Source organism: Nocardiopsis dassonvillei (genome assembly GCF_964273065.1).
Lineage (GTDB): Bacteria > Actinomycetota > Actinomycetes > Streptosporangiales > Streptosporangiaceae > Nocardiopsis > Nocardiopsis dassonvillei_B.
Map to the genome: position 1 here is coordinate 430,398 of NZ_OZ186815.1, position 20,996 is coordinate 451,393.

Annotated in this window: 18 protein-coding genes; 11 read left to right on the forward strand and 7 right to left on the reverse strand. The window is 72.7% G+C overall.

What is annotated here, in order from left to right:
• Positions 1–17 precede the first annotated feature (17 nt).
• Entirely contained in the window at positions 18–1,523 is a 1,506-nt protein-coding gene (locus ACSUPR_RS02135) for an amidase (protein WP_436889054.1), read from the forward strand.
• Positions 1,524–1,569: 46 nt separating this feature from the next.
• Here ACSUPR_RS02135 and ACSUPR_RS02140 read toward each other — a convergent pair whose 3' ends face one another.
• Entirely contained in the window at positions 1,570–2,523 is a 954-nt protein-coding gene (locus tag ACSUPR_RS02140) for an NADP-dependent oxidoreductase (RefSeq protein WP_436889056.1), read from the reverse strand.
• 70 nt (positions 2,524–2,593) lie between these two features.
• Between ACSUPR_RS02140 and ACSUPR_RS02145 the strand changes: the two genes are divergently transcribed.
• Together ACSUPR_RS02145 and ACSUPR_RS02150 are read left to right on the forward strand one after the other, a co-directional pair.
• On the forward strand, positions 2,594–3,556 hold the full coding sequence (locus tag ACSUPR_RS02145) for a GlxA family transcriptional regulator (RefSeq protein ID WP_436889058.1): 963 nt from the start codon (positions 2,594–2,596) through the stop codon (positions 3,554–3,556).
• 130 nt (positions 3,557–3,686) lie between these two features.
• The gene (locus tag ACSUPR_RS02150; protein WP_436889060.1) at positions 3,687–4,349 is read left to right on the forward strand and encodes an NADPH-dependent F420 reductase; all 663 of its coding nucleotides are present in this window, start codon (positions 3,687–3,689) and stop codon (positions 4,347–4,349) included.
• A 137-nt stretch (positions 4,350–4,486) separates the two neighbouring features.
• Here the strand turns inward: ACSUPR_RS02150 and ACSUPR_RS02155 are convergent, their stop codons facing one another.
• Both ACSUPR_RS02155 and ACSUPR_RS02160 read right to left on the reverse strand, forming a co-directional pair.
• Entirely contained in the window at positions 4,487–6,841 is a 2,355-nt protein-coding gene (locus ACSUPR_RS02155; protein WP_436889061.1) for an ATP-binding cassette domain-containing protein, read from the reverse strand.
• Between the two features lie 706 nt (positions 6,842–7,547).
• Entirely contained in the window at positions 7,548–8,204 is a 657-nt protein-coding gene (locus ACSUPR_RS02160; RefSeq protein ID WP_436889063.1) for a flavin reductase family protein, read from the reverse strand.
• Positions 8,205–8,821: 617 nt separating this feature from the next.
• On the opposite strand from ACSUPR_RS02160, the gene ACSUPR_RS02165 reads away from it, so the two are divergent.
• Entirely contained in the window at positions 8,822–9,145 is a 324-nt protein-coding gene (locus tag ACSUPR_RS02165; RefSeq protein ID WP_436889065.1) for an alpha/beta fold hydrolase, read from the forward strand.
• Between the two features lie 8 nt (positions 9,146–9,153).
• On the forward strand, positions 9,154–9,627 hold the full coding sequence (locus ACSUPR_RS02170) for a hypothetical protein (RefSeq protein ID WP_436889066.1): 474 nt from the start codon (positions 9,154–9,156) through the stop codon (positions 9,625–9,627).
• Positions 9,628–9,702: 75 nt separating this feature from the next.
• Here ACSUPR_RS02170 and ACSUPR_RS02175 read toward each other — a convergent pair whose 3' ends face one another.
• A complete protein-coding gene (locus ACSUPR_RS02175) occupies positions 9,703–10,854 on the reverse strand; it encodes a winged helix DNA-binding domain-containing protein (protein WP_436889068.1) in 1,152 nt (383 codons plus the stop codon).
• 807 nt (positions 10,855–11,661) lie between these two features.
• On the opposite strand from ACSUPR_RS02175, the gene ACSUPR_RS02180 reads away from it, so the two are divergent.
• Positions 11,662–14,010, forward strand: coding sequence for a phosphoketolase family protein (locus ACSUPR_RS02180; protein ID WP_436889070.1), 2,349 nt, complete (start codon positions 11,662–11,664; stop codon positions 14,008–14,010).
• Entirely contained in the window at positions 14,010–15,092 is a 1,083-nt protein-coding gene (locus ACSUPR_RS02185; RefSeq protein WP_436892207.1) for an acetate/propionate family kinase, read from the forward strand. Before ACSUPR_RS02180 ends, ACSUPR_RS02185 begins: the two co-directional genes overlap by 1 nt.
• A 63-nt stretch (positions 15,093–15,155) precedes the next feature.
• Here ACSUPR_RS02185 and ACSUPR_RS02190 read toward each other — a convergent pair whose 3' ends face one another.
• A complete protein-coding gene (locus ACSUPR_RS02190) occupies positions 15,156–15,710 on the reverse strand; it encodes a pyridoxamine 5'-phosphate oxidase family protein (RefSeq protein WP_436889072.1) in 555 nt (184 codons plus the stop codon).
• A 244-nt stretch (positions 15,711–15,954) separates the two neighbouring features.
• Here ACSUPR_RS02190 and ACSUPR_RS02195 point away from each other — a divergent pair, with 244 nt between their 5' ends.
• The 3 genes from ACSUPR_RS02195 to ACSUPR_RS02205 all read left to right on the forward strand — a co-directional run bounded on the left by ACSUPR_RS02195 (position 15,955) and on the right by ACSUPR_RS02205 (position 18,230).
• On the forward strand, positions 15,955–16,269 hold the full coding sequence (locus ACSUPR_RS02195; RefSeq protein ID WP_436889074.1) for a hypothetical protein: 315 nt from the start codon (positions 15,955–15,957) through the stop codon (positions 16,267–16,269).
• A gap of 137 nt (positions 16,270–16,406) precedes the next feature.
• Positions 16,407–17,408, forward strand: coding sequence for a tyrosine-type recombinase/integrase (locus ACSUPR_RS02200; protein ID WP_436889076.1), 1,002 nt, complete (start codon positions 16,407–16,409; stop codon positions 17,406–17,408).
• Between the two features lie 21 nt (positions 17,409–17,429).
• Positions 17,430–18,230 (forward strand): exodeoxyribonuclease III, encoded by an 801-nt coding sequence (locus ACSUPR_RS02205; RefSeq protein ID WP_436892208.1) that lies wholly within the window; start codon positions 17,430–17,432, stop codon positions 18,228–18,230.
• Between the two features lie 113 nt (positions 18,231–18,343).
• On the opposite strand, the gene ACSUPR_RS02210 is transcribed toward ACSUPR_RS02205, so the two are convergent.
• Positions 18,344–19,105 carry a hypothetical protein gene (locus ACSUPR_RS02210; RefSeq protein WP_436889078.1) on the reverse strand — a complete coding sequence of 254 codons (762 nt, stop codon included), beginning with the start codon at positions 19,103–19,105 and terminating at the stop codon, positions 18,344–18,346.
• 178 nt (positions 19,106–19,283) lie between these two features.
• Here ACSUPR_RS02210 and ACSUPR_RS02215 point away from each other — a divergent pair, with 178 nt between their 5' ends.
• Positions 19,284–20,066: an alpha/beta fold hydrolase gene (locus ACSUPR_RS02215; RefSeq protein WP_436892209.1), complete on the forward strand. Its 783-nt coding sequence runs from the start codon at positions 19,284–19,286 to the stop codon at positions 20,064–20,066.
• 58 nt (positions 20,067–20,124) lie between these two features.
• On the opposite strand, the gene ACSUPR_RS02220 is transcribed toward ACSUPR_RS02215, so the two are convergent.
• Positions 20,125–20,874, reverse strand: a complete 750-nt coding sequence (locus ACSUPR_RS02220; RefSeq protein ID WP_436889080.1) for a class I SAM-dependent methyltransferase — start codon at positions 20,872–20,874, stop codon at positions 20,125–20,127.
• Between the last annotated feature and the right edge of the window lie 122 nt (positions 20,875–20,996).

Here is a 20,996-nt window from a genome sequence, read left to right on the forward strand (position 1 = left end):
GGTGTTAGTTTCCGTGCATGCGAGTCGACGAATACCTGCAACACGATGCCGTGGGCCTGGCCGGCCTCATCGCCGCCGGAGAGGCGAGCGCCCCCGAGGTGCTGGAGGCCGCCATCACCCGCGCCGAGCAGGTCCAACCCCGCCTCAACGCCCTCGTCCTGAAGATGTACGACGAGGCCCGGCGCCGGGCCGCCATCCCCCCGCGGGGCCCCCTGGGCGGGGTCCCCTTCCTGCTCAAGGACCTCTCCCAGGACTACGCCGGATACCCCACCTCTGCCGGGAACCGCGCCCTGCGCCACGTGCCCGTCCCGCGGCACGCCGAGATCGTCGAGCGCTGGCTGAACGCCGGACTGGTGCCCTTCGCCAAGACCAACGTGCCCGAGTTCGGGGCCAAGGGCATCACCGAGTCCCGCGAGTTCGGCCCCGCCCGCAACCCCTGGAACACCGCCCACACCCCCGGCGGCTCCTCGGGGGGCTCGGCCGCGGCCGTCGCCGCCGGGGTCGTGCCGGCCGCCGGCGGCAACGACGGCGGCGGCTCGATCCGCATCCCCGCCGCCTGCTGCGGCCTGTTCGGCCTCAAGCCCGGCCGCGGCCGGGTCCCCTTCGGCCCCGCCCGGGGCGAACCCATGCACGGCGCCTCCGTCAACGGCGTCCTGACCCGCACCGTCCGCGACAGCGCCCTGCTCCTGGACGTCATGGCCGGACCCGAGCCCACCTCGCCCTACCCCATCGCCCCGCCCGAACGCCCCTACGCCGAGGAGGCGGGCCGCGACCCGGGGCGGCTGCGCATCGGCTTCACCGACCGCTCGCCCCTGGGCACCCGCGTCCACCCCGAGGCGGTACGCGCCGTCCGCGACGCCGCCGCACTGCTGGAGACCCTGGGCCACGACCTGGAGGAGGCCGAGCCCGCCATCGACGGCCGCGCCCTCACCGAGGACTTCCTCACCCTCTGGTACGGATCCATGGCCGCCCTGGTCGACGGCGTCAAGGCCGACACCGGCTGCACCGACGACGACTTCGAACCCGACACCCTCATCCTGGCCGCCATGGGACGCGCCCGCACCTGCGCCGACTACGTGCGCGGCCACGACCGCTGGAACGCCCACGTCCTGGCGCTGGCCGACTTCCACTCCCGGTACGACCTGCTGCTGACCCCCACCATCGCCGGGCCGCCGGTGACCGTCGGGCGCCTGGACCCGCCCGCCTGGCTGCGCACCGCCGAACGCCTGCTGGTGCGCACCCGTACCGAATGGCTGGTGACCCGCACCGACCTGGTCACCACGGAGATCATGAACAACCTGACCGCGACCCCCTTCACCCTGCTGGCCAACCTCACCGGCACCCCCGCCGCGTCCGTGCCCCTGCACTGGACCGACGCCGGGCTGCCGCTGGGCGTGCAGTTCATCGCCCCCGCCGCGGGGGAGGGCCTGCTGCTGCGCCTGGCCGCCCAACTGGAGCAGGCCCGGCCCTGGGCGCACCGCCGCCCCGCCGAGATCCCCTTCCCCCGGCCCCTCACGGCCTGACGGACGCCGAAAGGGGCCGCCCCCCGGGGGCGGCCCCGCCGTGCGGTCAGACCTCCAGCACCAGCTTGCCGGTCACGTGGCCGGTCTCGCCCAGCGCGTGCGCCCGGGCCGCCTCCGCGAGCGGGAACACCTCCTGCACGTGCGCCCGCAGCAGACCGCGTTCCACCAGGTCGGCGACCGCCGCCATACCGGCCTGGTCCGCCTCCACCAGCACACCCGCCACCCGCACCCCCAGCTCCTCGGCCCGGGCCCGGTGCTCGGGGGTCACCGCCAGGATCGACACCGCGATCCCGCCCGGGCGCAGCACCTCCAGCGACCGGCTCAGCACCTCGCCGGCGAACGGGTCCAGCACCACGTCCACGTCCCGGACCACCTCGGCGAAGTCCACCTCCCGGTAGTCCACCACCTCGTCGGCCCCCAGCTCCTTGAGCAGGCCGTGCTTGGCGGAGCTGGCGGTACCGACCACGTGCGCCCCGCGGGCCTTGGCGATCTGCACCGCCACGTGCCCCACCCCGCCCGCGGCGGCGTGCACCAGCACCCGCTGCCCGGGCCGCACGTCGGCGGTGTCCACCAGGGCCTGCCAGGCGGTCAGGGACACCAGCGGCAGCGCCCCGGCCTGGATGTGGTCCACACCGTCCGGGATGCGGACGAACGCCCGGGTCGGCCCCACCGCGTACTCGGCGTGCGAGCCGACCCCGTACGGGTAGGGCAGCATCCCGAAGACCTCGTCGCCCGGCTCGAACAGGGTGACCCCGTATCCGACCGCCTCCACGACACCGGCCACGTCCCAGCCCAGCACCACCGGCAGGCGGTTCACGAACCCCGAGAACGACCGGTGCTTCCAGTCGGTGGGGTTGACCCCGGCCGCGCGCACCCGCACCAGGATCTGGCTCGGTCCGGGCGCCGGCCGGGGCAGGCGCACCTCCTTCAACACCTCCGGGCCGCCGTACTCCTCCTGGGAGATCGCCCGCATCGTCGGTCCATCGCTCGTGTGACTCATGGGGACCAGCCTGCCCGGGACCGGACCGCCGCACAATGGCATGATCGCCATCTTTCGATAGGATCGTGCCATGAGCACGGATCCGCACCGCGTCGCCGTCCTGGCACTGGACGGCGTCTACCCCTTCGAGCTGGGCATCCCCTCCCGGGTGTTCGGCTCCGCCGACGGCCGCTACCTGGTGCGCACCTGTGCCCTGGACGGCCCCGCGGTGCGCACCAACGCCGACTTCTCCGTCACCGTCGACCACGGACCCGAGATCCTGGCCTGGGCCGACACCATCGTCATCCCGCCCTTCGACACCGTCCGCATCGCCCGCGACCCCTCACCCGCGCTGCTGGACGCCCTGACCGGCCTGCGCCCGGGCACCCGCCTGGTGTCCATCTGCACCGCCGCGTTCGTCCTGGCCGCCGCAGGCCTGCTCGACGGGCGCCGGGCCACCACCCACTGGGCCCTCACCGACGCCTTCCGCGCCTGGTACCCCCGCGTGGACCTGGACCCGGACGTGCTGTTCGTCGACGACGGCGACCTCCTGACCTCGGCCGGCGCCGCCTCGGGGGTGGACGTGTGCCTGCACCTGGTACGCCGCGACCACGGCAGCGAGGTCGCCAACCACGTCGCCCGGATGTGCGTCGTCCCGCCCTGGCGCGACGGCGGGCAGGCCCAGTACATCGAGCACCCGGTACCCGACCCCGACCGCGCCGGCACCGCCGCCACCCGCCAGTGGGCCCTGGAGCGCCTGGCCGAACCCCTGACCCTGGCGGACCTGGCCGCACACGCCGGAACGAGCCGGCGCACCTTCGTGCGCCGCTTCACCGAGGAGGTCGGCACCAGCCCGGGCCGCTGGCTCACCGCCCAGCGCGTCGAACGCGCCCGCCACCTGCTGGAGTCCACCGACCTGGCCGTGGACGAGGTGGCCTCCAGGGTCGGGTTCGCGACCGGCGCCTCACTGCGCCAGCACCTGCGCGCCACCCTGGGCGTCTCCCCGGCCGCCTACCGGCGCACCTTCCGCGGAGCCGTGCGGGCCATGTCCTGAGGCCCGGCTATTCCCGCCGGAACCATCGGATCGTTGATACCGGACACGGAAAATCCTCATTGGTCACCGGGCCGCCGCGGCCCTAGCGTCGAAGGCGCAACACCACTCGAGGAGAAAAGGGGACGGTCCCATGCGGATCGGCATCATCGGAGCGGGCAACATCGGCGGCAACCTCACCCGCGGACTCACCGCCCTGGGCCACGAGGTCCGGGTCGCCAACTCACGCGGCCCCGAAACCCTGGCCGACCTGGCCGCCGAGACCGGCGCCACCCCGGTCACCGCCGACGAGGCGGCCCGCGGGGCCGAGGTCGTCGTGGTCACCATCCCGCTCAAGAACATCCCCGACCTGCCCGACGGGCTGCTGGCACAGGCGGCCGAGGGCCTCGTCGTCATCGACACCAACAACTACTACCCGCGCGAGCGCGACGGCCGCATCAGCGCCATCGAGGACGGCGGGATCACCGAGAGCCGCTGGGTCCAGGAGCAGCTGGGGCACCCGGTCGTCAAGGTCTTCAACGGCACCTACGCCTCGGACCTGCTGGAGCGTCCGCGTCCGGCCGGGGACCCCGAGCGCATGGCCGTGCCGGTCGCCGCCGACGACGAGGCGGCCAAGAAGACCGTGCGCGACCTCGTCGACGCCCTGGGCTTCGACACCGTCGACGCCGGGGGCATCGACGACTCCTGGCGACAGCAGCCCGACACGCCCGTCTACGGCCTGCGCGGGGGAGTGGAGCAGGTCGAGGCCGCCCTGGCCGCCGCCTCCCCCGAGCGCCCCGCGGCCTTCCGCGGCTGAGCGGAGCGGGGCCGGGCGGCGCACCCCGCCGCCCGGCCCCGGCCCGGGGCACCCGGCCGGAGCGGCGCAGGGGCGGAGCCCCTCGTCCGGGGCCGACCGGTCACAGGGCCCGGGACGGCCCCGGCCACTGGCGCCCCTCACCCCCCGACGTACTCGGCCAGGTGCTCACCCGTCAGCGTCGACCGCGCCGCCACCAACTCCCTCGGCGTGCCCTCGAACACCACCCGGCCGCCCTCGTGCCCCGCGCCCGGACCCAGGTCGATGATGTGGTCGGCGTGCGCCATCACCGCCTGGTGGTGCTCGATCACGACCACCGACGTCCCCGAGTCCACCAACCGGTCCAGCAGCCCCAGCAACCGCTCCACATCGGCCAGGTGCAGACCGCTGGTCGGCTCGTCCAGCACGAACACCCCGCCCTCGGACCCCATGTGCACCGCCAGCTTCAACCGCTGGCGCTCACCCCCCGACAGCGTCGTCAGCGGCTGCCCCAGCGTCAGGTAGCCCAGACCCACCTCCCGCAGCCGAGTCAGGATCCGGTGAGCCGCGGGGATGCGCGCCTCACCCGCGGAGAAGAACCCCTCCGCCTCCGACACCGACATCGCCAGCACCTCGCCGATGTCGCGCCCGCCCAGCCTGTACTCCAGCACCGGCGCCTGGAACCGGCGGCCCTCGCACTCCTCGCACACCGAGGACACCCCGGCCATCATCCCCAGGTCCAGGTACACCACCCCGGCACCCCTGCACTCCGGGCACGCCCCCTCGGAGTTGGCGCTGAACAGCGCCGGCCTGACCCCGTTGGCCTTCGCGAACGCCTTGCGGACCGGCTCCAGCAGCCCCGTGTACGTCGCAGGGTTGGACCGCCGGGACCCCTTGATCGGCGCCTGGTCGACCACCACCACACCCTCGCGGCCCGCCACCGACCCGTGGACGAGCGAACTCTTGCCCGAGCCCGCCACCCCGGTCACCACCGTGAGCACCCCCAGCGGGATGTCCACGTCCACGTCCTTCAGGTTGTGCGTCGAGGCGCCCCGCACCTCCAGCACCCCCGAAGGCGTGCGCACCCCGTCCTTCAACGCCGCCCGGTCGTCCAGGTGGCGCCCGGTCACCGTCCCGCCGGCGCGCAGCCCCGCCACCGTGCCCTCGAAGCACACCGTGCCGCCCGCCGGCCCCGCCCCCGGGCCCAGGTCCACCACATGGTCGGCGATCTCGATCACCTCCGGCTTGTGCTCCACCACCAGCACCGTGTTGCCCTTGTCCCGCAACCGCAGCAGCAGGTCGTTCATCCGCCGCACATCGTGCGGGTGCAGCCCCGCCGTGGGCTCGTCGAACACATACGTCACGTCGGTCAGCGACGACCCCAGGTGCCGGATCATCTTCACCCGCTGGGCCTCACCGCCCGACAGCGTCCCGGAGGGGCGGTCCAGCGACAGGTAGCCCAGCCCGATCTCCACGAACGAGTCCAGCGTCCGCGACAGCGACTCCAGGAGCGGCCCCACCGACGGCTCGTCCAACCCGCGCACCCACTCCGCCAGGTCGGTGATCTGCATCGCGCACACGTCCGCGATGCTCAGCCCCGCGATCTTCGACGACCGCGCCCGCTCGCCCAACCGGCTGCCCCCGCACTCCGGGCAGGTCGTGAACGTCACCGCCCGGTCCACGAAAGCCCGGATGTGCGGCTGCATCGCCTCCCGGTCCTTGGCCAGGAACGACTTCCGGATCTTGGGGATCAACCCCTCATAGGTGAGGTTGACGCCCTCCACCCTGACCTTCGTCGGCTCCTTGTGCAGGAAATCCTGCATCTCCCGCTTCGAGAACTCACGGATCGGCTTGTCCGGGTCCAGGAACCCCGACTCCGCGTACAACCGCACCGTCCACCAGCTGTCCGACTTCCACCCCGGAATCGTGAACGCACCCTCCGAGATCGACTTCGTGTCGTCGTACAGCTGCGACAGGTCGATGTCCGACACCGAACCGCGCCCCTCACACCGCGGACACATCCCGCCCAACCGGTCGAACGTCGCCTTCACCGCCTTCCCGGCGCCCCGCTCCACCGTGATCGCACCGCTGGCCCGCACCGAGGGCACGTTGAACGCGAACGCCCCCGGGCCCCCGATGCGGGGCACACCCGACCGGCTGAACAGGATCCGCAGCATCGCGTTCGCATCCGTCACCGTGCCCACCGTCGACCGCGGATCCGCCCCCAACCGCTGCTGGTCCACGATGATCGCCGTCGTCAACCCCTCCAGCACATCCACCTCGGGACGCGACAACGACGGCATGAACCCCTGCACGAACGCGCTGTAGGTCTCATTGATCAGCCGCTGCGACTCCGCCGCGACCGTCCCGAACACCAGAGAACTCTTCCCCGACCCCGACACACCCGTGAACACCGTCAGCCGCCGCTTGGGCAACTCCACGTCCACACCCCGCAGGTTGTTCTCCCGCGCCCCGTGGACCCGGATCAGATCGTGCCCGTCCGCCACCGCACCCATCGCCTGTGCCCTTCACCCGACCCGCGCCGGCCCGCGGCCGCCGCCCGACACCACCACGGTAGAGACCCCCGCCCCGCCGGCGCTTCTTCGAAACCGACCGATCCCGTCGACCCCGCCGGCGCGGAACGGCCCCGGGCCCCGAACACGTCCCAGCGGGCCCGCACCCGGTCGTACACGGTCCGCACCCCCGGACCCGTCCGAACCGCAGCGGTACCCCGCGCACCGCTCCGGGACCAGCGCCGACCCGCGCGTATCTCCCGGCGCCGCCGCCTCCGCCTCACCCGCCTCACCCCGGGGCCGCCACGGGTCCACCCCACAGGTGCCCGGTGCCATCGACACCGGCGTCAGCACACCGTTACCCCACTTCCGGTGCGCGTGGTCGGGCAGCGCCACCCGCTCCACCGACGCGCTCAGCACCGTCCCGCACCCCGCGCCTCCGAACCGTCCGGCGGGACCCCCGCACCGCTTTCCGGTCCCGACACCGACTCACTCCGCACCACGGGGAACGGCCCGGGCCGCACCGCCCCGGCACCCATCGGCACGGACCGCACCTGCACGCCTCGACGGCCGCCCCCGGAACCGTCGACCGCCGGGCCGGGAACGCGCCGGCGGGGGAGGGCCGGCCGCGCCGCCCTCGGCTCCCGCGCCGCGCTCGCCGGCCGGATACCCGGCCCCGGAGACCAAGACCCGCACGGGATGCCACAGGTCACCGGGACACCGGCGAGCGCCCCGTCTCCGAACGGTGGGAGTGCCCCAGCTCCGGCCCGAGGCCGAAATAGTGCCGGAAACTGTAGACCAGCGGCCGCCAGCGCCCGGGATCGACGTGGTCGGTCCCGGGCACCACCACACCCTCCTGCGCGTGGACGCGCACCACCCCGGTCTCGACCACCACATGGGCGCCGGAGGCGTCCGGTCGCACATCGCGGACCACCGCCTCCAGCTGCAGGGGACACTCGGCAACGCGCGGCGGACCCACCAGGTCGGCCCCCCGGGCGGTCAGGCCCGCCGCACCGAACTCGTCCGCCTCGAACCGGCAGCCCGGCGGCTTCCCCTCCGGCACCGGGTCCCTGCCGGTCAGCGGCGCCAGCCGCTCGACCCGCTCCCACAGGTCGCACGAGGGCAGGTGCACCACCAGCTCGGGACGTTCCCCCAGGTTGCGGGCCGTCTGGCCGGTGGCGCCCAGGCCCAGCACGACCGTCATGCCCAGGGCCCACACCGAGGAGACGGGGGCCAGGTTCGGCGTCCCGTCGCCGTTGAGGGTCGAGATCAGGGCCACCGGCGTGCCGAAGTACAGGATGCGCGGTTCGATCCGAAGATGCTCGCCGGGGTTCGCCGATGGATACGTGTGCTCGTCGGAAGTCATGACACGTGACCCTAGGCAGCGGACACTTCGCCGCACGTCGAAGAATGGCGGACGGCCACCGAACCTGACGAGGCCCCCGCGCGACGCTCGGTCGCGCGGGGGCTCTCGCGGTTGCGCCACCCCGGTCCCCCGGCCGAGGCTTCGGCGCGGCCACGCGCTTCACCCCCCGATCGGCGCGCGGCCCGCACTCGCGCTCTCTGCGTCCCGGGACTAGTGGAAACCCAGCGGGACGGGGCTGCGAGTGCATCACCCCACTACCCGAACGCCCCCGGGCAAACGCCGCCTCCAGAGTGATCCACATCACCGAACGCGTGTACAACACCGGACAGCGGAGCAGGGGAGCGGCGCCCCGGGCCGTCGGCCGTGCGCCGGGGGAGGGGGCGGCCCTCTACCGCGGATGCGCAACGGTCCGCCGCGCGGCCGCTCTGTAGGGTGGTCGCGCGATCCGACGGAGGGAATCCGCGGTGCGGGCGGGACGCGCGTACCGCGACGCGGTACCCGGCCCTGAGACCGCTCGGGTGGCGGAACCGACCGGACCGGGAACGGACACGCCCCCGGTCGTCGCCGCGCCCCGAGACCGGGACACCGTACGGCCCGGCATCCCGAGGAGGCCCCCGATGCTGATCGACTTCGTTCCCGACGAGCACCTGTACCCCTTCGAGTCGCGCTGGTTCGACTCGTCCGCCGGCAGGGTCCACTACATCGACGAGGGGACCGGGCCGGCGATCCTGTTCTGCCACGGCGCTCCGGCGTGGAGCTTCCTCTACCGCCACATCGTGAAGGACCTGCGCGACCGGTACCGGTGCGTCGCCGTCGACCAGCTGGGCTTCGGACCGTCCGAACGCCCCGAGGGTTTCGGCTACACCATCGCCGAGCACACCGCGGTTCTCGGCGAGCTGATCGACCACCTGCGCCTCGACGGCTTCGTCCTGACCGGGTGAGGGGGGTCGTGCTGGGCAACACCGTCTTCTGGCCGGTCGAAGCGATGGCGAACCGGGCCTTCAGCGTGGTCATGGACAGCCGACCCGTGCAGCGGCTGATCCTCGAGCGGAATCTCCTCATCGAGCGCGTCCTGCTCCCGGAACTGGGGGACAGGCTCACCGAGGCCGAGGCCGACCACTACCGCGCGGTGCAGCCCACCGCGGAGGCCCGGCGCGGACTCGCCAGGACGCCCCGGGAGATCCGGGCCGCGCGCCCGCTGCTGGAGCGGCTCTCCCGGGACGTGCCCGCCCTGCTCGGGGACAAGCCGGCCCTGGCGGTGTGGGGAATGAAGGACATGGTGTTCCGTCCGCGCACCTCCATCCCGCGGATACGCGCCGCCTTCACCGACCTCGACGTGGTCGAGCTGCCCGGCGCGCGGCACTTCGTCCAGGAACACGCGCCGGACGCCATCACGGCGGCGATCGCGAAACGGTTCCCCTGAAGCACGGCGGCACCCGCCCCGGACACGGGGACCGCGGACCCCGCGGAGGGCACCGGGGGAGAGGCGGCCCGCCGCTCAGGCGTGCGGGCCCACCGTGACCGGCCCGAACGTCAGGCGCGGCACCGCCTCCAGGATCCCCCCGATCCGCTCCACCTGCTCCGCCACGGCCTCGCGCCGGGCCGCCGAGAGCGGCACCAGCGCCTCCACCGTCACCTCCAGCCGGCGCCCCGAACGCCGCTGGTGCCACACACCCGCGGCCAGCCCGTCCACGTACAGCACCGGGTGGTTGCCCGCCTGCCCGGCCGCCAGCGCCCGCCGGCGGGCCTCACCGGGAAAGACCGCCTCACGCGGGTGCGATCCCACCGTGTAGGCGTCGAAATAGGGGAGGAGCAGCACCTCCGGCACCGGCCCGGGCGCCTCCCCGGCGTCCCCGGCCACCTGGTGGGCGCTCACCCCCTCCACCTCCACCCGCTCGATCCGCCCCTCCAGCGACGCGAACAACGCCGTCGCCCACCGCCTGGGAGCCGCCATCCACTGCGCGAAGTGCTGCGGGGTCGCCGGACCGTAGGCACGCAGGTAGGAGAGCACCACGTGCTCCAGGGCCGCGTCGGTGTCGGCGGGGGCGAAGCCCGGCAGCAGGCGGCGCGGACTCGTGTAGGTCACCCTGCGCCCGCGCACGGGCCCGAAGCACAGGGCGCCCCGGTTGGCCAGGGTCTGCGTCGCGGCCCGCCAGCGCGGCCACCTGTCCTGGAAGGCGTCCATCACCCGGTCGGCCGCCCAGGGCCCCGCGTGGGCGGCCAGCGCCTCGGTGAGCTCGTCGACGGTCAGCTCCCGGTCGGCGAGGACCTCGGTGACGGCGCGCACCAGCTCCTCGGTCTGTTCCGGTGTGAGCAGGAACCGGTTCCCGCCCCGGGGGTTCCCCGCACCCTCCGCGGCGGTCAGCGCGGCGGTCCACAGGGGGAGTTCGCGGGCGGGCAGCAGGTGCACGGTCCCGCGCGGCCCGAAGGTCTTGACGAGCTCGTGCGTCTCCCACAGGGCGGACCGCACGTGCGTGCGGTCCGCGTCCTTCAGGCGCAGGCCCACGGAGAGCTCCGCCGCCGACATCACCTGGGCGTGCGCGCCGCACATGGCCGAGACGACGTCGGCCGCGCTGTCGTCGGGGGCGGCGAGGCCGTGCCGCCACAGGCGTCGCGCGGCCATGTCCTGCCAGGTGGTGGGGGTGCCCATGGTGCTCCTCGGAGGTGGTGCCGTGTCCGTGGCCCTCACTCTAGGAAGAGTGGAGGTCGGAAACCGTCCTCCACTTGCCCCGGGAACGAAATCGCCCTCAGGGAAGGGGCTCCCACGGTTTACTTGACATAATGTGCATTATCGGCGGTGCGTGGCAACAGCCCGAGAGGGGCGGGAACGCCCGTGCCCCAGGCGTTCCCGCGCGCGTCCGGACCTCCTGGGACCCGGGCTTCCTGGGACTTCAGTCGTCCCGGAGGCCCGCGGGCGGCAGAGCGCCGACGGGCCGCGGCAGAGCGTCCGGCGGCCCGCCGCCGCCCGGACGTCCGCCGAAATCCAGGCGGTGACCGCGGGTGACCACCGGCTCCGCGGGGTCACGTGCACAGAAACGGACACCGGAACGGCGTCCCGCCCGCCCGGCCGCCGCGGCATCCCGTCCACCGCCGCCCACCCCCGCCCATTCCGACGAGGACGCCGCGCCCGCGGTCCGGGCACCCGGTGCCCGGACCGAGCCCCCTCCCCGCCCCGGGCGGACCACCTCCCGGATCCCTGAAGTTTTGATGCATAACATGCTTTATGCATCATTTGCGTGTCTTTGGGGGCCAGGTCGCCGTATAGCCGTTAATGAGAAGTCTGACCGTTTCAGGTCCTCCTCTCCCGCCCTCCCCCGAAGGACACCGGCCCGGCTCGGCGTCTGGAGTTCGGCGATCCCCGGCGGTTACCGTGGCCCTGATCGACGTGCCCCTCCCCCCGACCGCGGAGGCCGCCGATCCCGCACTCCCCCGACCACACCATCCAGGGAGAAGACGCATGGGACTCGGCCAGGACGAAATCCAACGCATCGACGCCTACTGGCGCGCCGCCAACTACCTCTCTGTGGGCCAGATCTACCTCCTCGACAACCCCCTCCTCCGCGAGGAGCTGCGCCCCGAGCACATCAAGCCCCGCCTCCTGGGGCACTGGGGCACCACCCCCGGCCTCAACTTCTGCTACGCACACCTGAACCGGGTCATCAAGGCCCGCGACCTCGACATGATCTACATCATGGGCCCCGGCCACGGCGGCCCCGCCGCCGTCGCCAACGCCTGGCTGGAGGGCGGCTACAGCGAGGTCTACCGGGACGTCAGCCGGGACGGGCCGGGCATGAAGCGGCTGTTCCGCCGGTTCTCCTTCCCCGGCGGCGTCCCCAGCCACGTGGCCCCGGAGACCCCCGGGTCGATCCACGAGGGCGGCGAGCTGGGCTACGCGCTCGCGCACGCCTTCGGAGCGGCGTTCGACAACCCGGACCTGGTGGTCTCGTGCATCGTCGGCGACGGCGAGGCGGAGACCGGGCCGCTGGCGGGCAGCTGGGACTCCAACAAGTTCCTGGACCCCGTGCACGACGGCGCCGTGCTGCCGATCCTGCACCTGAACGGCTACAAGATCGCGAGCCCGACGGTGATGGCGCGCATCCCCGAGGACGAGCTGGTCAAGCGGTTCGAGGGGCACGGCTACCGCCCGATCATGGTGAGCGGCGACGACCCGGAGTACATGCACGGGCGGATGGCCGAGGCCCTGGACGAGGCGCTGGACATGATCGCCGACATCCAGCGGGTGGCGCGGACGTCGGGGCTGGAGCGGAGCCCGGTGTGGCCGATGATCATCCTGCGCTCCCCCAAGGGGTGGACGGGGCCCAGGGAGGTGGACGGGCTTCCGGTGGAGAACACCTGGCGGTCCCACCAGGTGCCGCTGGCGCAGGTGCGCTCCAACGCAGAGCACCGGCGGATGCTCCAGGAGTGGATGCTGTCGTACCGGCCCGGGGAGCTGTTCGACGAGGACGGCGCCCCGGTGGCGGAGCTGCTGGAGCTGCCGCCGGAGGGGGCGCGGCGGATGAGCGCCAATCCGCACGCCAACGGGGGTCTGCTGCTGAAGGATCTGCGGTTGCCGGACTTCCGGGAGTACGGGGTGGTGTTCGAGGGGCACGGCACCCATATCGGTGAGGCGACCCGGGTGCTGGGGCACTTCCTGCGCGACGTGATCCGCCGCAATCCGGACAACTTCCGGTTGGTGGGCCCCGATGAGACGGCGTCGAACCGGTTGTCGGCGGTGTACGAGACCACCGACAAGGTGTGGGGGGCTCAGCTCCTCCCCGTGGACGAGCACCTGGCCCGGCAGGGGCGGGTGATGGAGGTGCTGAGCGAGCACCTGTGCCAGGGGTGGCTGGAGGGTTACCTGCTGACGGGGCGGCACGGGCTGTTCAGCTGTTATGAGGCGTTCGTGCACATCGTGGACGCGATGTTCAACCAGCACGCGAAGTGGCTGAAGGTGACGCAGGAGCTGGCGTGGCGGCGGCCGATCTCGTCGTTGAACTACCTGTTGACGTCGCACGTGTGGCGTCAGGACCACAACGGGTTCACGCACCAGGATCCGGGGTTCCTGGACGTGGTGCTGAACAAGCCGTCGTCGGTGGTGCGGGTGTACCTGCCGCCGGACGCGAACACGCTGCTGTCGGTGGCCGACCACTGCCTGCGCTCCAGGGACTACGTGAACGTGGTGGTGGCGGGCAAGCAGGCCGCGCTGAACTACCTGTCGGTGGAGGAGGCCGTCCTGCACTGCACGCGCGGGATCGGGATCTGGGAGTGGGCGAGCACGGACGGGGGCGGTGATCCGGACGTGGTGCTGGCGTGCGCGGGTGATGTGCCGACGCTGGAGACGCTGGCGGCGGCGGATCTGCTGAGGCGGCTGTTCCCGGAGCTGCGGGTGCGGGTGGTGAACGTGGTGGATCTGATGCGGTTGCAGCCGGCGAGTGAGCATCCGCACGGGATGCCGGACGCGGAGTACGAGGCGCTGTTCACGTCGGACAAGCCGGTGATCTTCGCGTTCCACGGGTATCCGTGGCTGGTGCACCGGTTGGCGTACCGGCGTCGCAACCATCCGAACCTGCACGTGCGGGGGTACAAGGAGGAGGGTACGACGACGACGCCGTTCGACATGGTGATGCTCAACGACCTGGACCGGTTCCACCTGGTGATCGATGTGATCGACCGGGTTCCGGGGCTGGGCGAGCGGGCGGCGCACATCCGGCAGCGGATGGTGGACGAGCGGTTGCGGCACCGGCTCTACACGCGTGAGCACGGCGAGGACCCGGCGGACATCAGGGATTGGGTGTGGCCGTACTGATGCGTGTGCTGGTGGTCAACGCGGGGTCCTCGACGCTGAAGCTGAGCCTGCTGGACTCCGATGATTCGGTGCTGGGGTCGGAGACGATCGAGCTGGTGGCCGGCGGGTGGGATCCGGTGGCGGTGCGGCGTTTCCTGGAGGGGCTCCCCTCCCCCGGTGTCGTGGGGCACCGGGTGGTGCACGGGGGGCGGGAGTTCGCGGCGCCGGTGCGGTTGGACGCGGGGGTGGTGGATCGTCTGGGGGCGCTGACACCGCTGGCGCCGCTGCACCAGCCCAAGGCGCTGGCGGGGATCGAGGCGATCTCGGAGGTTCTGCCGGAGGTGGAGCAGGTGGCGTGTTTCGACACGTCGTTCCATGCGTCGCTGGGTCCGGAGGCGTTCACGTACGCGGTGCCGTCGGAGTGGCGGGAGCGGTTCGGGGTGCGGCGGTACGGGTTCCACGGGCTGTCGCACGAGTACGTGTCGGGGGTGGCGGCCGAGCGGACGGGCGGGCGTCGGGTCGTGACGGCGCATCTGGGTGCGGGTGCGTCGCTGGCGGCGGTGCTGGACGGGCGGTGTGTGGACACGACGATGGGGTTCACGCCGCTGGAGGGGCTGGTGATGGCGACGCGTTCGGGCGATGTGGATCCGGGGTTGGTGCTGTGGTTGCAGCGTGAGTGCGGTCTGGGTGCGGATGAGGTGGCGGAGGGGCTGGAGCGGGGCGGGGGTCTGAGGGGTCTGGCGGGGACCGCGGACATGCGGGAGGTGGTGGCGGGGGTCGGTCGGGGCGAGGCGTCGTCGGTGTTGGCGTTCGGGGTGTACGTGCACCGGTTGCGGGCGTCGGTGGCGGCGATGGCGGCGGCGTTGGGCGGGTTGGACGTGCTGGTGTTCACGGCGGGTGTGGGTGAGCGGTCGGCGCCGGTGCGGTGGGCGGTGGCGGAGGGGCTGGGTTTTCTGGGGGTGGTGGTGGACCGGGCTGCCAATGAGGGGGTGTCCGGGGAGGCGGAGGTCTCGGGTGCTGGGGCGTCGGTGCGGACGCTGGTGGTGCCCACGCGTGAGGATGTGCAGATCGCGCGGGGTGCGCGGGGGGTGGTGGGGGTGTAGACCCCCTCCCCCGGTGTGGCGGGCGCGGACCGGGGGGTTCGCGCCCGTTGTGGTGTGCGGGGGTCAGGTGGTCAGGCCGGGGAGGCCGTCGATGCCGGTGGCGTTGCGGTCGCGGTGGTAGTCGGTGAAGTAGTCGGGGTCGCGGCGCAGGTGGTCGCGGTCGAGGATGTCGCGGTCGGCGCGCAGGTCCATGAGGGGGACGGAGAAGCCGCAGGAGTCGGAGATGCGGTGGACGTCGACGACGATGACGGCGCGTTGGCCGAGGGTGCGTTCTTTGGGGAAGTGGGCGCGCAGGGTGGGGAAGTCGGGGTCGGCGGGGGTGACGGCGTGTCCGGTGCCGTGGAGGCGGACGATGTTGGGCGGTCCGGTGAAGGCGCAGAACATCAGGACGATGCGGCCGTTCTCGCGCAGGTGGGAGATGGTCTCGATGCCGGAGCCGGTGTAGTCGAGGTAGGCGACGCGGTGGGGGTCCAGGACGGCGAGGGTGCCGTCCATGCCTTTGGGTGAGACGTTGACGTGGCCGTCGTGGGCCAGGGGTGCGGTGCCGACGAAGAAGACGGGCTGGCCGAGGAGGAAGCGGGCCATGCGGTCGTCGATGGAGTCGTGGATCTTTGCCATGGCAGGAGTCTGGCAGTGCCCGGTGTGTGAGTCATGGGTTTTTTGTCGCATTCGACTGCGGGGGCTCCGGGCCCGCCGTGGTGTGCGGGCTCCCTGTGCCGGATCCGGCCTTGTCCGCGGCGGGAGGCGGGGGTACCGTCCGGGATCCATGCGTGTACGCGGGAGGTGGTGGGTGTGAGGTGCAGGATCCGGCCGCCCGGCCGGAGGGTCCGGGCTGCGGGCGGCGGGTTCCGGAAGGAACGAGATGTCCCGTACGGACGGCACCAAGCCCCTGTGGGTGCGCCGTGCCGAGCACCGGCCCGGGGCGGTCCACGATCACCGGTTCGGCCCGTGCGACCTGCCTGAGCGGCCTTCTCCGGAGGACCCGGGGACGCGGTGCCGGTGGGAGGACCCGGGTGTGATGCTGCTGGTCCGTACCTGCTGCTCGGGGTGCAACGACCGGGTGTGCAGGGCGGAGCGGCAGGCGATGGTGCGGGCCGCCGCCCGCAGGGAGCGTTATGAGGCCAGGCGCCGGCGCGCCGTCGCCTGGCCGGCCTGGAGACGGAGTGACGGGGGGTGAGGGCCCGCCCGCGGGGGCGGGCGGAGGGCTTTCGCGGCGGTGCCGCGGGGGCCCTTCTCCGCGTCCGGGGAACACGTGTTCCGCCCGTGGGCCGTGCTGTGTGGGCGGCGGGGGCCGGGATCGGGGATGCTGTGGGCATGAGCGAGCGTCTGGTGGATGCGGTGGAGGAGTATCTGGTGGCGCGGCGGGCGGCCAAGCCGTCGGAGCACACGGTGGCGGCCTATCGGCGGGATCTGCTGGGTGTGCTGGGGTGTGCGGCCCGGGAGCGGGGGGTGGAGGCCTCGGAGCTGCGGTGGGCGGATCTGGACGTGCCGACGCTGCGGGGGGCCTTCGCTGAGTTCGCGGCGTCGCGGGCGGCGTCGAGCGTGCTGCGGGCGTGGTCGACGTGGAACGGGTTCTTCGGGTTCTGGGTGTCCGAGCGGGTGGTGCCGGGGAATCCGATGTCGGCGGTGCCGCGGCCGCGGGTGCGGCCCTCGGGGCCCAAGCCGCTGCGGGGCGAGGACACCCCGGAGCGGCTGCTGGAGGCGTTGGCGCGGGGGGCGCGCAGGGCGCGGGACCCGTGGCCGGAGCGGGACCTGGCGGTGCTGGCGCTGGCGCTGCTGACGGGGATGCGGTCGGCGGAGATGCTGGCGTTGCGGGTGGATTCGGTGTCGGGCCGGTCGGGTGAGATGCGGGTGCGGGTGGTCGGCAAGGGGGGTGGTGAGCGGGTGCTGCCGATCGAGCGGCCGTTGGAGGTGTTGCTGGAGGCGTACCTGGCGACGCGGCGGGCTCGGTTCGGGGCGGTGGCGGGGTCGGATCCGCTGCTGGTGGACAACCGGGGCGAGGGGTTGCGCCGGGGCGGGCTGCAGTATCTGGTGCGGCAGTGCTACCGGCATGCGGGGGTGCACGACCGGGTGGCGCGGGGGTCTCTGGTGCACGCGCTGCGGCATACGTTCGCGACGCGGTTGGCCGAGGACGGGGCTTCGGTCACCGAGATCATGCACCTGCTGGGGCATGCGTCGGTGGCGTCGTCGCAGGCGTACATCGAGGTGACGGCGCGGGCGACGCGGGATGCGGCGTCCTCGAACCGGACGTACGGGGTGGTGCGGCGGTTGGTGGCCGGGGGTGATCGCGGTGAGGCGGGGGGTGGCGCTGGTTAGGCTGGGGGTGTGCAGCAGACGATGGTGATCTCGACGGTGAACGTGAACGGGTTGCGGGCCGCGGCGAAGAAGGAGCCGGGGTTCGTGGACTGGTTGTCGGCTTCGGCGGCCGATGTGGTGTGCCTCCAGGAGGTGCGGGCGGAGGCGGCGCAGCTGCCGGCGTCGGTGGTCTCTCCCCCGGGGTGGCATGTGGTGCTGGCGCCGGCCGCGGCCAGGGGCCGGGCCGGGGTGGCGGTGTACTCGCGGGTGGAGCCCGACGCGGTGCGGGTGGGGTTCGGCGAGGCGGAGTTCGAGGAGTCGGGCCGGTACCTGGAGGCGGACTTCGGGCGGGTGTCGGTGGCGAGCCTGTACCTGCCCTCGGGCGAGGTGGGGACCGAGCGCCAGGACGAGAAGGAGCGGTTCATGAAGGCGTTCCTGCCCTACCTGGTGCGGCGGCGTGCGGAGGTGGAGGCGCAGGGCCGGGAGCTGGTGGTGTGCGGGGACTGGAACATCGCGCACCGGGAGGCGGATCTGAAGAACTGGCGCCAGAATGTGAAGAAGGCGGGGTTCCTGCCCGAGGAGCGGGCGTGGATGGACCGGGTCTTCGGTGAGGCGGGGTACGTGGACGTGGTGCGGGGGCTGTTCCCGGACCGGGAGGGCCCGTACTCGTGGTGGTCCTACCGCGGGCGCGCCTTCGACAACGACACCGGTTGGCGCATCGACCTGGTATGTGCAACGCCGGGTATCGCGAACCGCGCGGTCAAGGCGCATGTCGAGCGTGCGGCGTCGCACGCGGAACGGTGGTCGGATCACGCGCCTGTGACGGTTGTTTTCGGCATGTAGGGCCTTCCTGTCCGAGCCGGTACGTGCCGGTGCCCCCGCGTCCGCACAGGGCGCGGGGGCGCTCACGCAGGGCTGGTGACCGCGACCCGTCGATGCTCGGGCGGGCCGCGCGTTCACGGCTCGTCCGGCTCCTTCCCCTCGGATTCCGCGGCTTCGGGTGCGGTGTGTGCGTCCACGGTGAACGCAAGTCGCTTCTCGTCCGGGCCTTTGAGCCGCTCGGCCCCTCCGCCCGAGCGCCCCTTGGTCACGGCCACTCGGGCCCCGGAGTCGCGGAGCAGCCGGCGGCGGCCGGTCACGTCGTGGCGCTCCCGGAACATCGCGTACGTCTCGCCGGTCCCGATGGCCTCGGTGCGGGCCTCGATGCGGGGTGCTGCCTCGAGGGCCTCGGCGCGGCGCTCCAGCGCGTCGATCTCCTCCTGCCAGATCTTTCGGCCTGTACGCGAACGGCGTGTGCCCTTGTCGGCGTACAGCGCGCGCAGTTCGTTCTCCACCTTGCCGAGTCCGGGTGTCGGGTCGTAGCCCTTGTGCGTGACGATCTCGGTCATCGGCATGGGGCCGAGGTGCTTCAAGAACCTGTCCGTGGTGTACGCATCCAGCCAGTCGGCGCGGACGCCGCCCGGTTCACGCCCCGCCTTGATCGCTTGGTGGCCGCGCGGGACCGGTGTACCGGCGTTGTTCAGTGCCATTGCCGCGGCGGTCAGTGATCGTCCGTCGAGCACGTCACGGATGATCCGGGCGAGCACCTTGACCGTTTCCGGGTCCGGGGCGAGCTTCCATCCGTCGCCGTTCGCGGCACGTTGACGGCTGATCGATGTGGTCTCGTCGGTCGATACCGGTGGGCGGATGGCACTCAGGGTGTGGAGCTGTCGGCTCACCTCCGGCATCGTACGGTCATATGGCTTGATCGGCTGGCGGATTGGGTACCATGTGGCCCCTCCGGAGTTGGGATCGGCGTGTGGAGCGGGTATCCCGTATCGTGCGGGGCGTTGGTCCGATCATGCGCCGGTGACGGTGCGCTACCAGGTGTGAGGGGTGGGGTGCGTGGGCGTTCCGGTGGGTGTTCCGATCGTTCTGGTGCACGGCCTGCGGGTGTCGGGGAGTATGTGGCGCCCGCAGGTGGATCTGCTGACCGAGCAGGGGCGGCGGGTGGTGACGCCGGATCTGCCGGGGCACGGGTCGCGCCGGGGTGAGGATTTCTCGCTGGGGCGTGCGGTGGACGCGGTGGTGGACGCGATCGACGGTGTGGGCGGTCGGGCCCTGGTGGTGGGCTTGAGCCTGGGCGGGTTCGTGTCGATCGCGACGGCCGCGGCGGCGCCGGGGAAGGTGGCGGGGCTGGTGGCGGCGAGCTGCACGGCCAAGCCCGTGCAGACGTTGGCGCAGGTGTACCGGATTCCGGCGGTGCTGATGGACCGGCTGCCGGACAAGGGTGCGACGTTGAACGAGCGTTTCCACCGGTTGACGCTGCGGGACACGGCGGCCGAGGCGGTGCTGGACGGCGGGTTGGCGGTGGAGGCGGCCACGGCGGTGATCGACGCCGTGTCGGAGATGGACGCGCTGGCGGCGCTGGGGCGGTATCCGGGGCCGGTGTGGCTGGTGAACGGGGCCCGGGACCATTTCCGGATCCATGAGCGGCAGTTCTTCGACGCGTGTGCGGAGGGTCGGCTGTTGAACGTGCCGCGGGCGGGGCACATGGTGAGCCTGGACCAGCCGGTGGACTTCACGCGGATCGTCTCGGATGCGGCGGACGTGGTGTGGGTGCGTGAGAGCGCGGCCGAGCGTGGGGGGCGTTCGCTGGAGTCGGATCCGGAGCCGGTTCCGGAGTCCGACGGGGTGTGATCCGCGGGGTGTGTGCGGGGGGTGGCCTGGGGCCGCCCCCCGTTTCGCGTGTCCGGGGTCAGGTGGTGGCGTGGGCGCGGGGCCGGGTGGTGGCGGGGGACGCGGGGTGGGGGCGGGTGGGCAGGTGGAAGAAGATCGCGGGGTCGGTGCGGGTGGGGTGCAGGGGCGGGTGGAGGCCGAGGTCGGTCTTGAGGTCGGTGAGGGCGCGGTGGGTGTGGGGGGCGCGGGCGGCGGAGGCGGTGAAGTAGCCGGTGGTGTTGTGGGCGAGCCAGGACAGGACGAGGGCGCCTTCGGTGAAGGGCGGGGTGTGGGGGTGGCGGAAGACGCCGTGGACGGCGATGGGGGTCTGGGGGGTGAGGGTGGGCAGGAGGTGGTGCAGGTACCAGCGGGCGAACCAGCCGCCGTGGGGGCTGTCGAGGACGAGCAGGTCGGTGTGGTGGGGCAGGTGGGTGAGTTTGGCGCGGACGTCGCCTTTGGTGTGGTGCCAGCGTTGGGGGTCCATGCCGGGTGGGAGGTGGTGGGGGTGGGGGTCGTGGGTGTCGAAGGTGTGCAGGTGGCCGGTGCCGTTGTGGTGGAGGGCGGTGAGGGTCCAGGCGGTGGCGGTGCTGTGGGCGGTGCCGATGCGGACGATGTGGTCGGGGGTGTGGTGGCGGATGAGGAGGTAGGTGATCTCGGCTTCGATGTCGTCGGGGGCGGGGTTGGGAGGGAGGTCGGTGGTGAGGGTGCCGATGTGGGCGCGGGCGCGGGCGAGGTCGTCGCGGTGGGTGCGGTAGAGGGTGCTGATGTGGTCCAGGTCGATGGTCGGCACGGTGCTGCTCCCGGTGGTGCGACGAAGTGTGATTGCCGAAAGTAGCAGCGTCTTCACTTCTTGTTCGGGCCGTGGTGGGCGTGTCGCGGTGCCGGGGGTGGCGGCGGGGTGGGTTCGTGGGG

Coding starts and splice junctions, on each gene's coding strand:
- ACSUPR_RS02175 (WP_436889068.1), bottom strand. CDS start 10,854: ATGGGCACCCCCACCACCTGGCAGGACATGGCCGCGCGACGCCTGTGG.
- ACSUPR_RS02205 (WP_436892208.1), top strand. CDS start 17,430: ATGGTGATCTCGACGGTGAACGTGAACGGGTTGCGGGCCGCGGCGAAG.
- ACSUPR_RS02180 (WP_436889070.1), top strand. CDS start 11,662: ATGGGACTCGGCCAGGACGAAATCCAACGCATCGACGCCTACTGGCGC.
- ACSUPR_RS02155 (WP_436889061.1), bottom strand. CDS start 6,841: ATGGGTGCGGTGGCGGACGGGCACGATCTGATCCGGGTCCACGGGGCG.
- ACSUPR_RS02195 (WP_436889074.1), top strand. CDS start 15,955: ATGTCCCGTACGGACGGCACCAAGCCCCTGTGGGTGCGCCGTGCCGAG.
- ACSUPR_RS02145 (WP_436889058.1), top strand. CDS start 2,594: ATGAGCACGGATCCGCACCGCGTCGCCGTCCTGGCACTGGACGGCGTC.
- ACSUPR_RS02165 (WP_436889065.1), top strand. CDS start 8,822: ATGCTGATCGACTTCGTTCCCGACGAGCACCTGTACCCCTTCGAGTCG.
- ACSUPR_RS02140 (WP_436889056.1), bottom strand. CDS start 2,523: ATGAGTCACACGAGCGATGGACCGACGATGCGGGCGATCTCCCAGGAG.
- ACSUPR_RS02150 (WP_436889060.1), top strand. CDS start 3,687: ATGCGGATCGGCATCATCGGAGCGGGCAACATCGGCGGCAACCTCACC.
- ACSUPR_RS02200 (WP_436889076.1), top strand. CDS start 16,407: ATGAGCGAGCGTCTGGTGGATGCGGTGGAGGAGTATCTGGTGGCGCGG.
- ACSUPR_RS02190 (WP_436889072.1), bottom strand. CDS start 15,710: ATGGCAAAGATCCACGACTCCATCGACGACCGCATGGCCCGCTTCCTC.
- ACSUPR_RS02135 (WP_436889054.1), top strand. CDS start 18: ATGCGAGTCGACGAATACCTGCAACACGATGCCGTGGGCCTGGCCGGC.
- ACSUPR_RS02160 (WP_436889063.1), bottom strand. CDS start 8,204: ATGACTTCCGACGAGCACACGTATCCATCGGCGAACCCCGGCGAGCAT.
- ACSUPR_RS02185 (WP_436892207.1), top strand. CDS start 14,010: ATGCGTGTGCTGGTGGTCAACGCGGGGTCCTCGACGCTGAAGCTGAGC.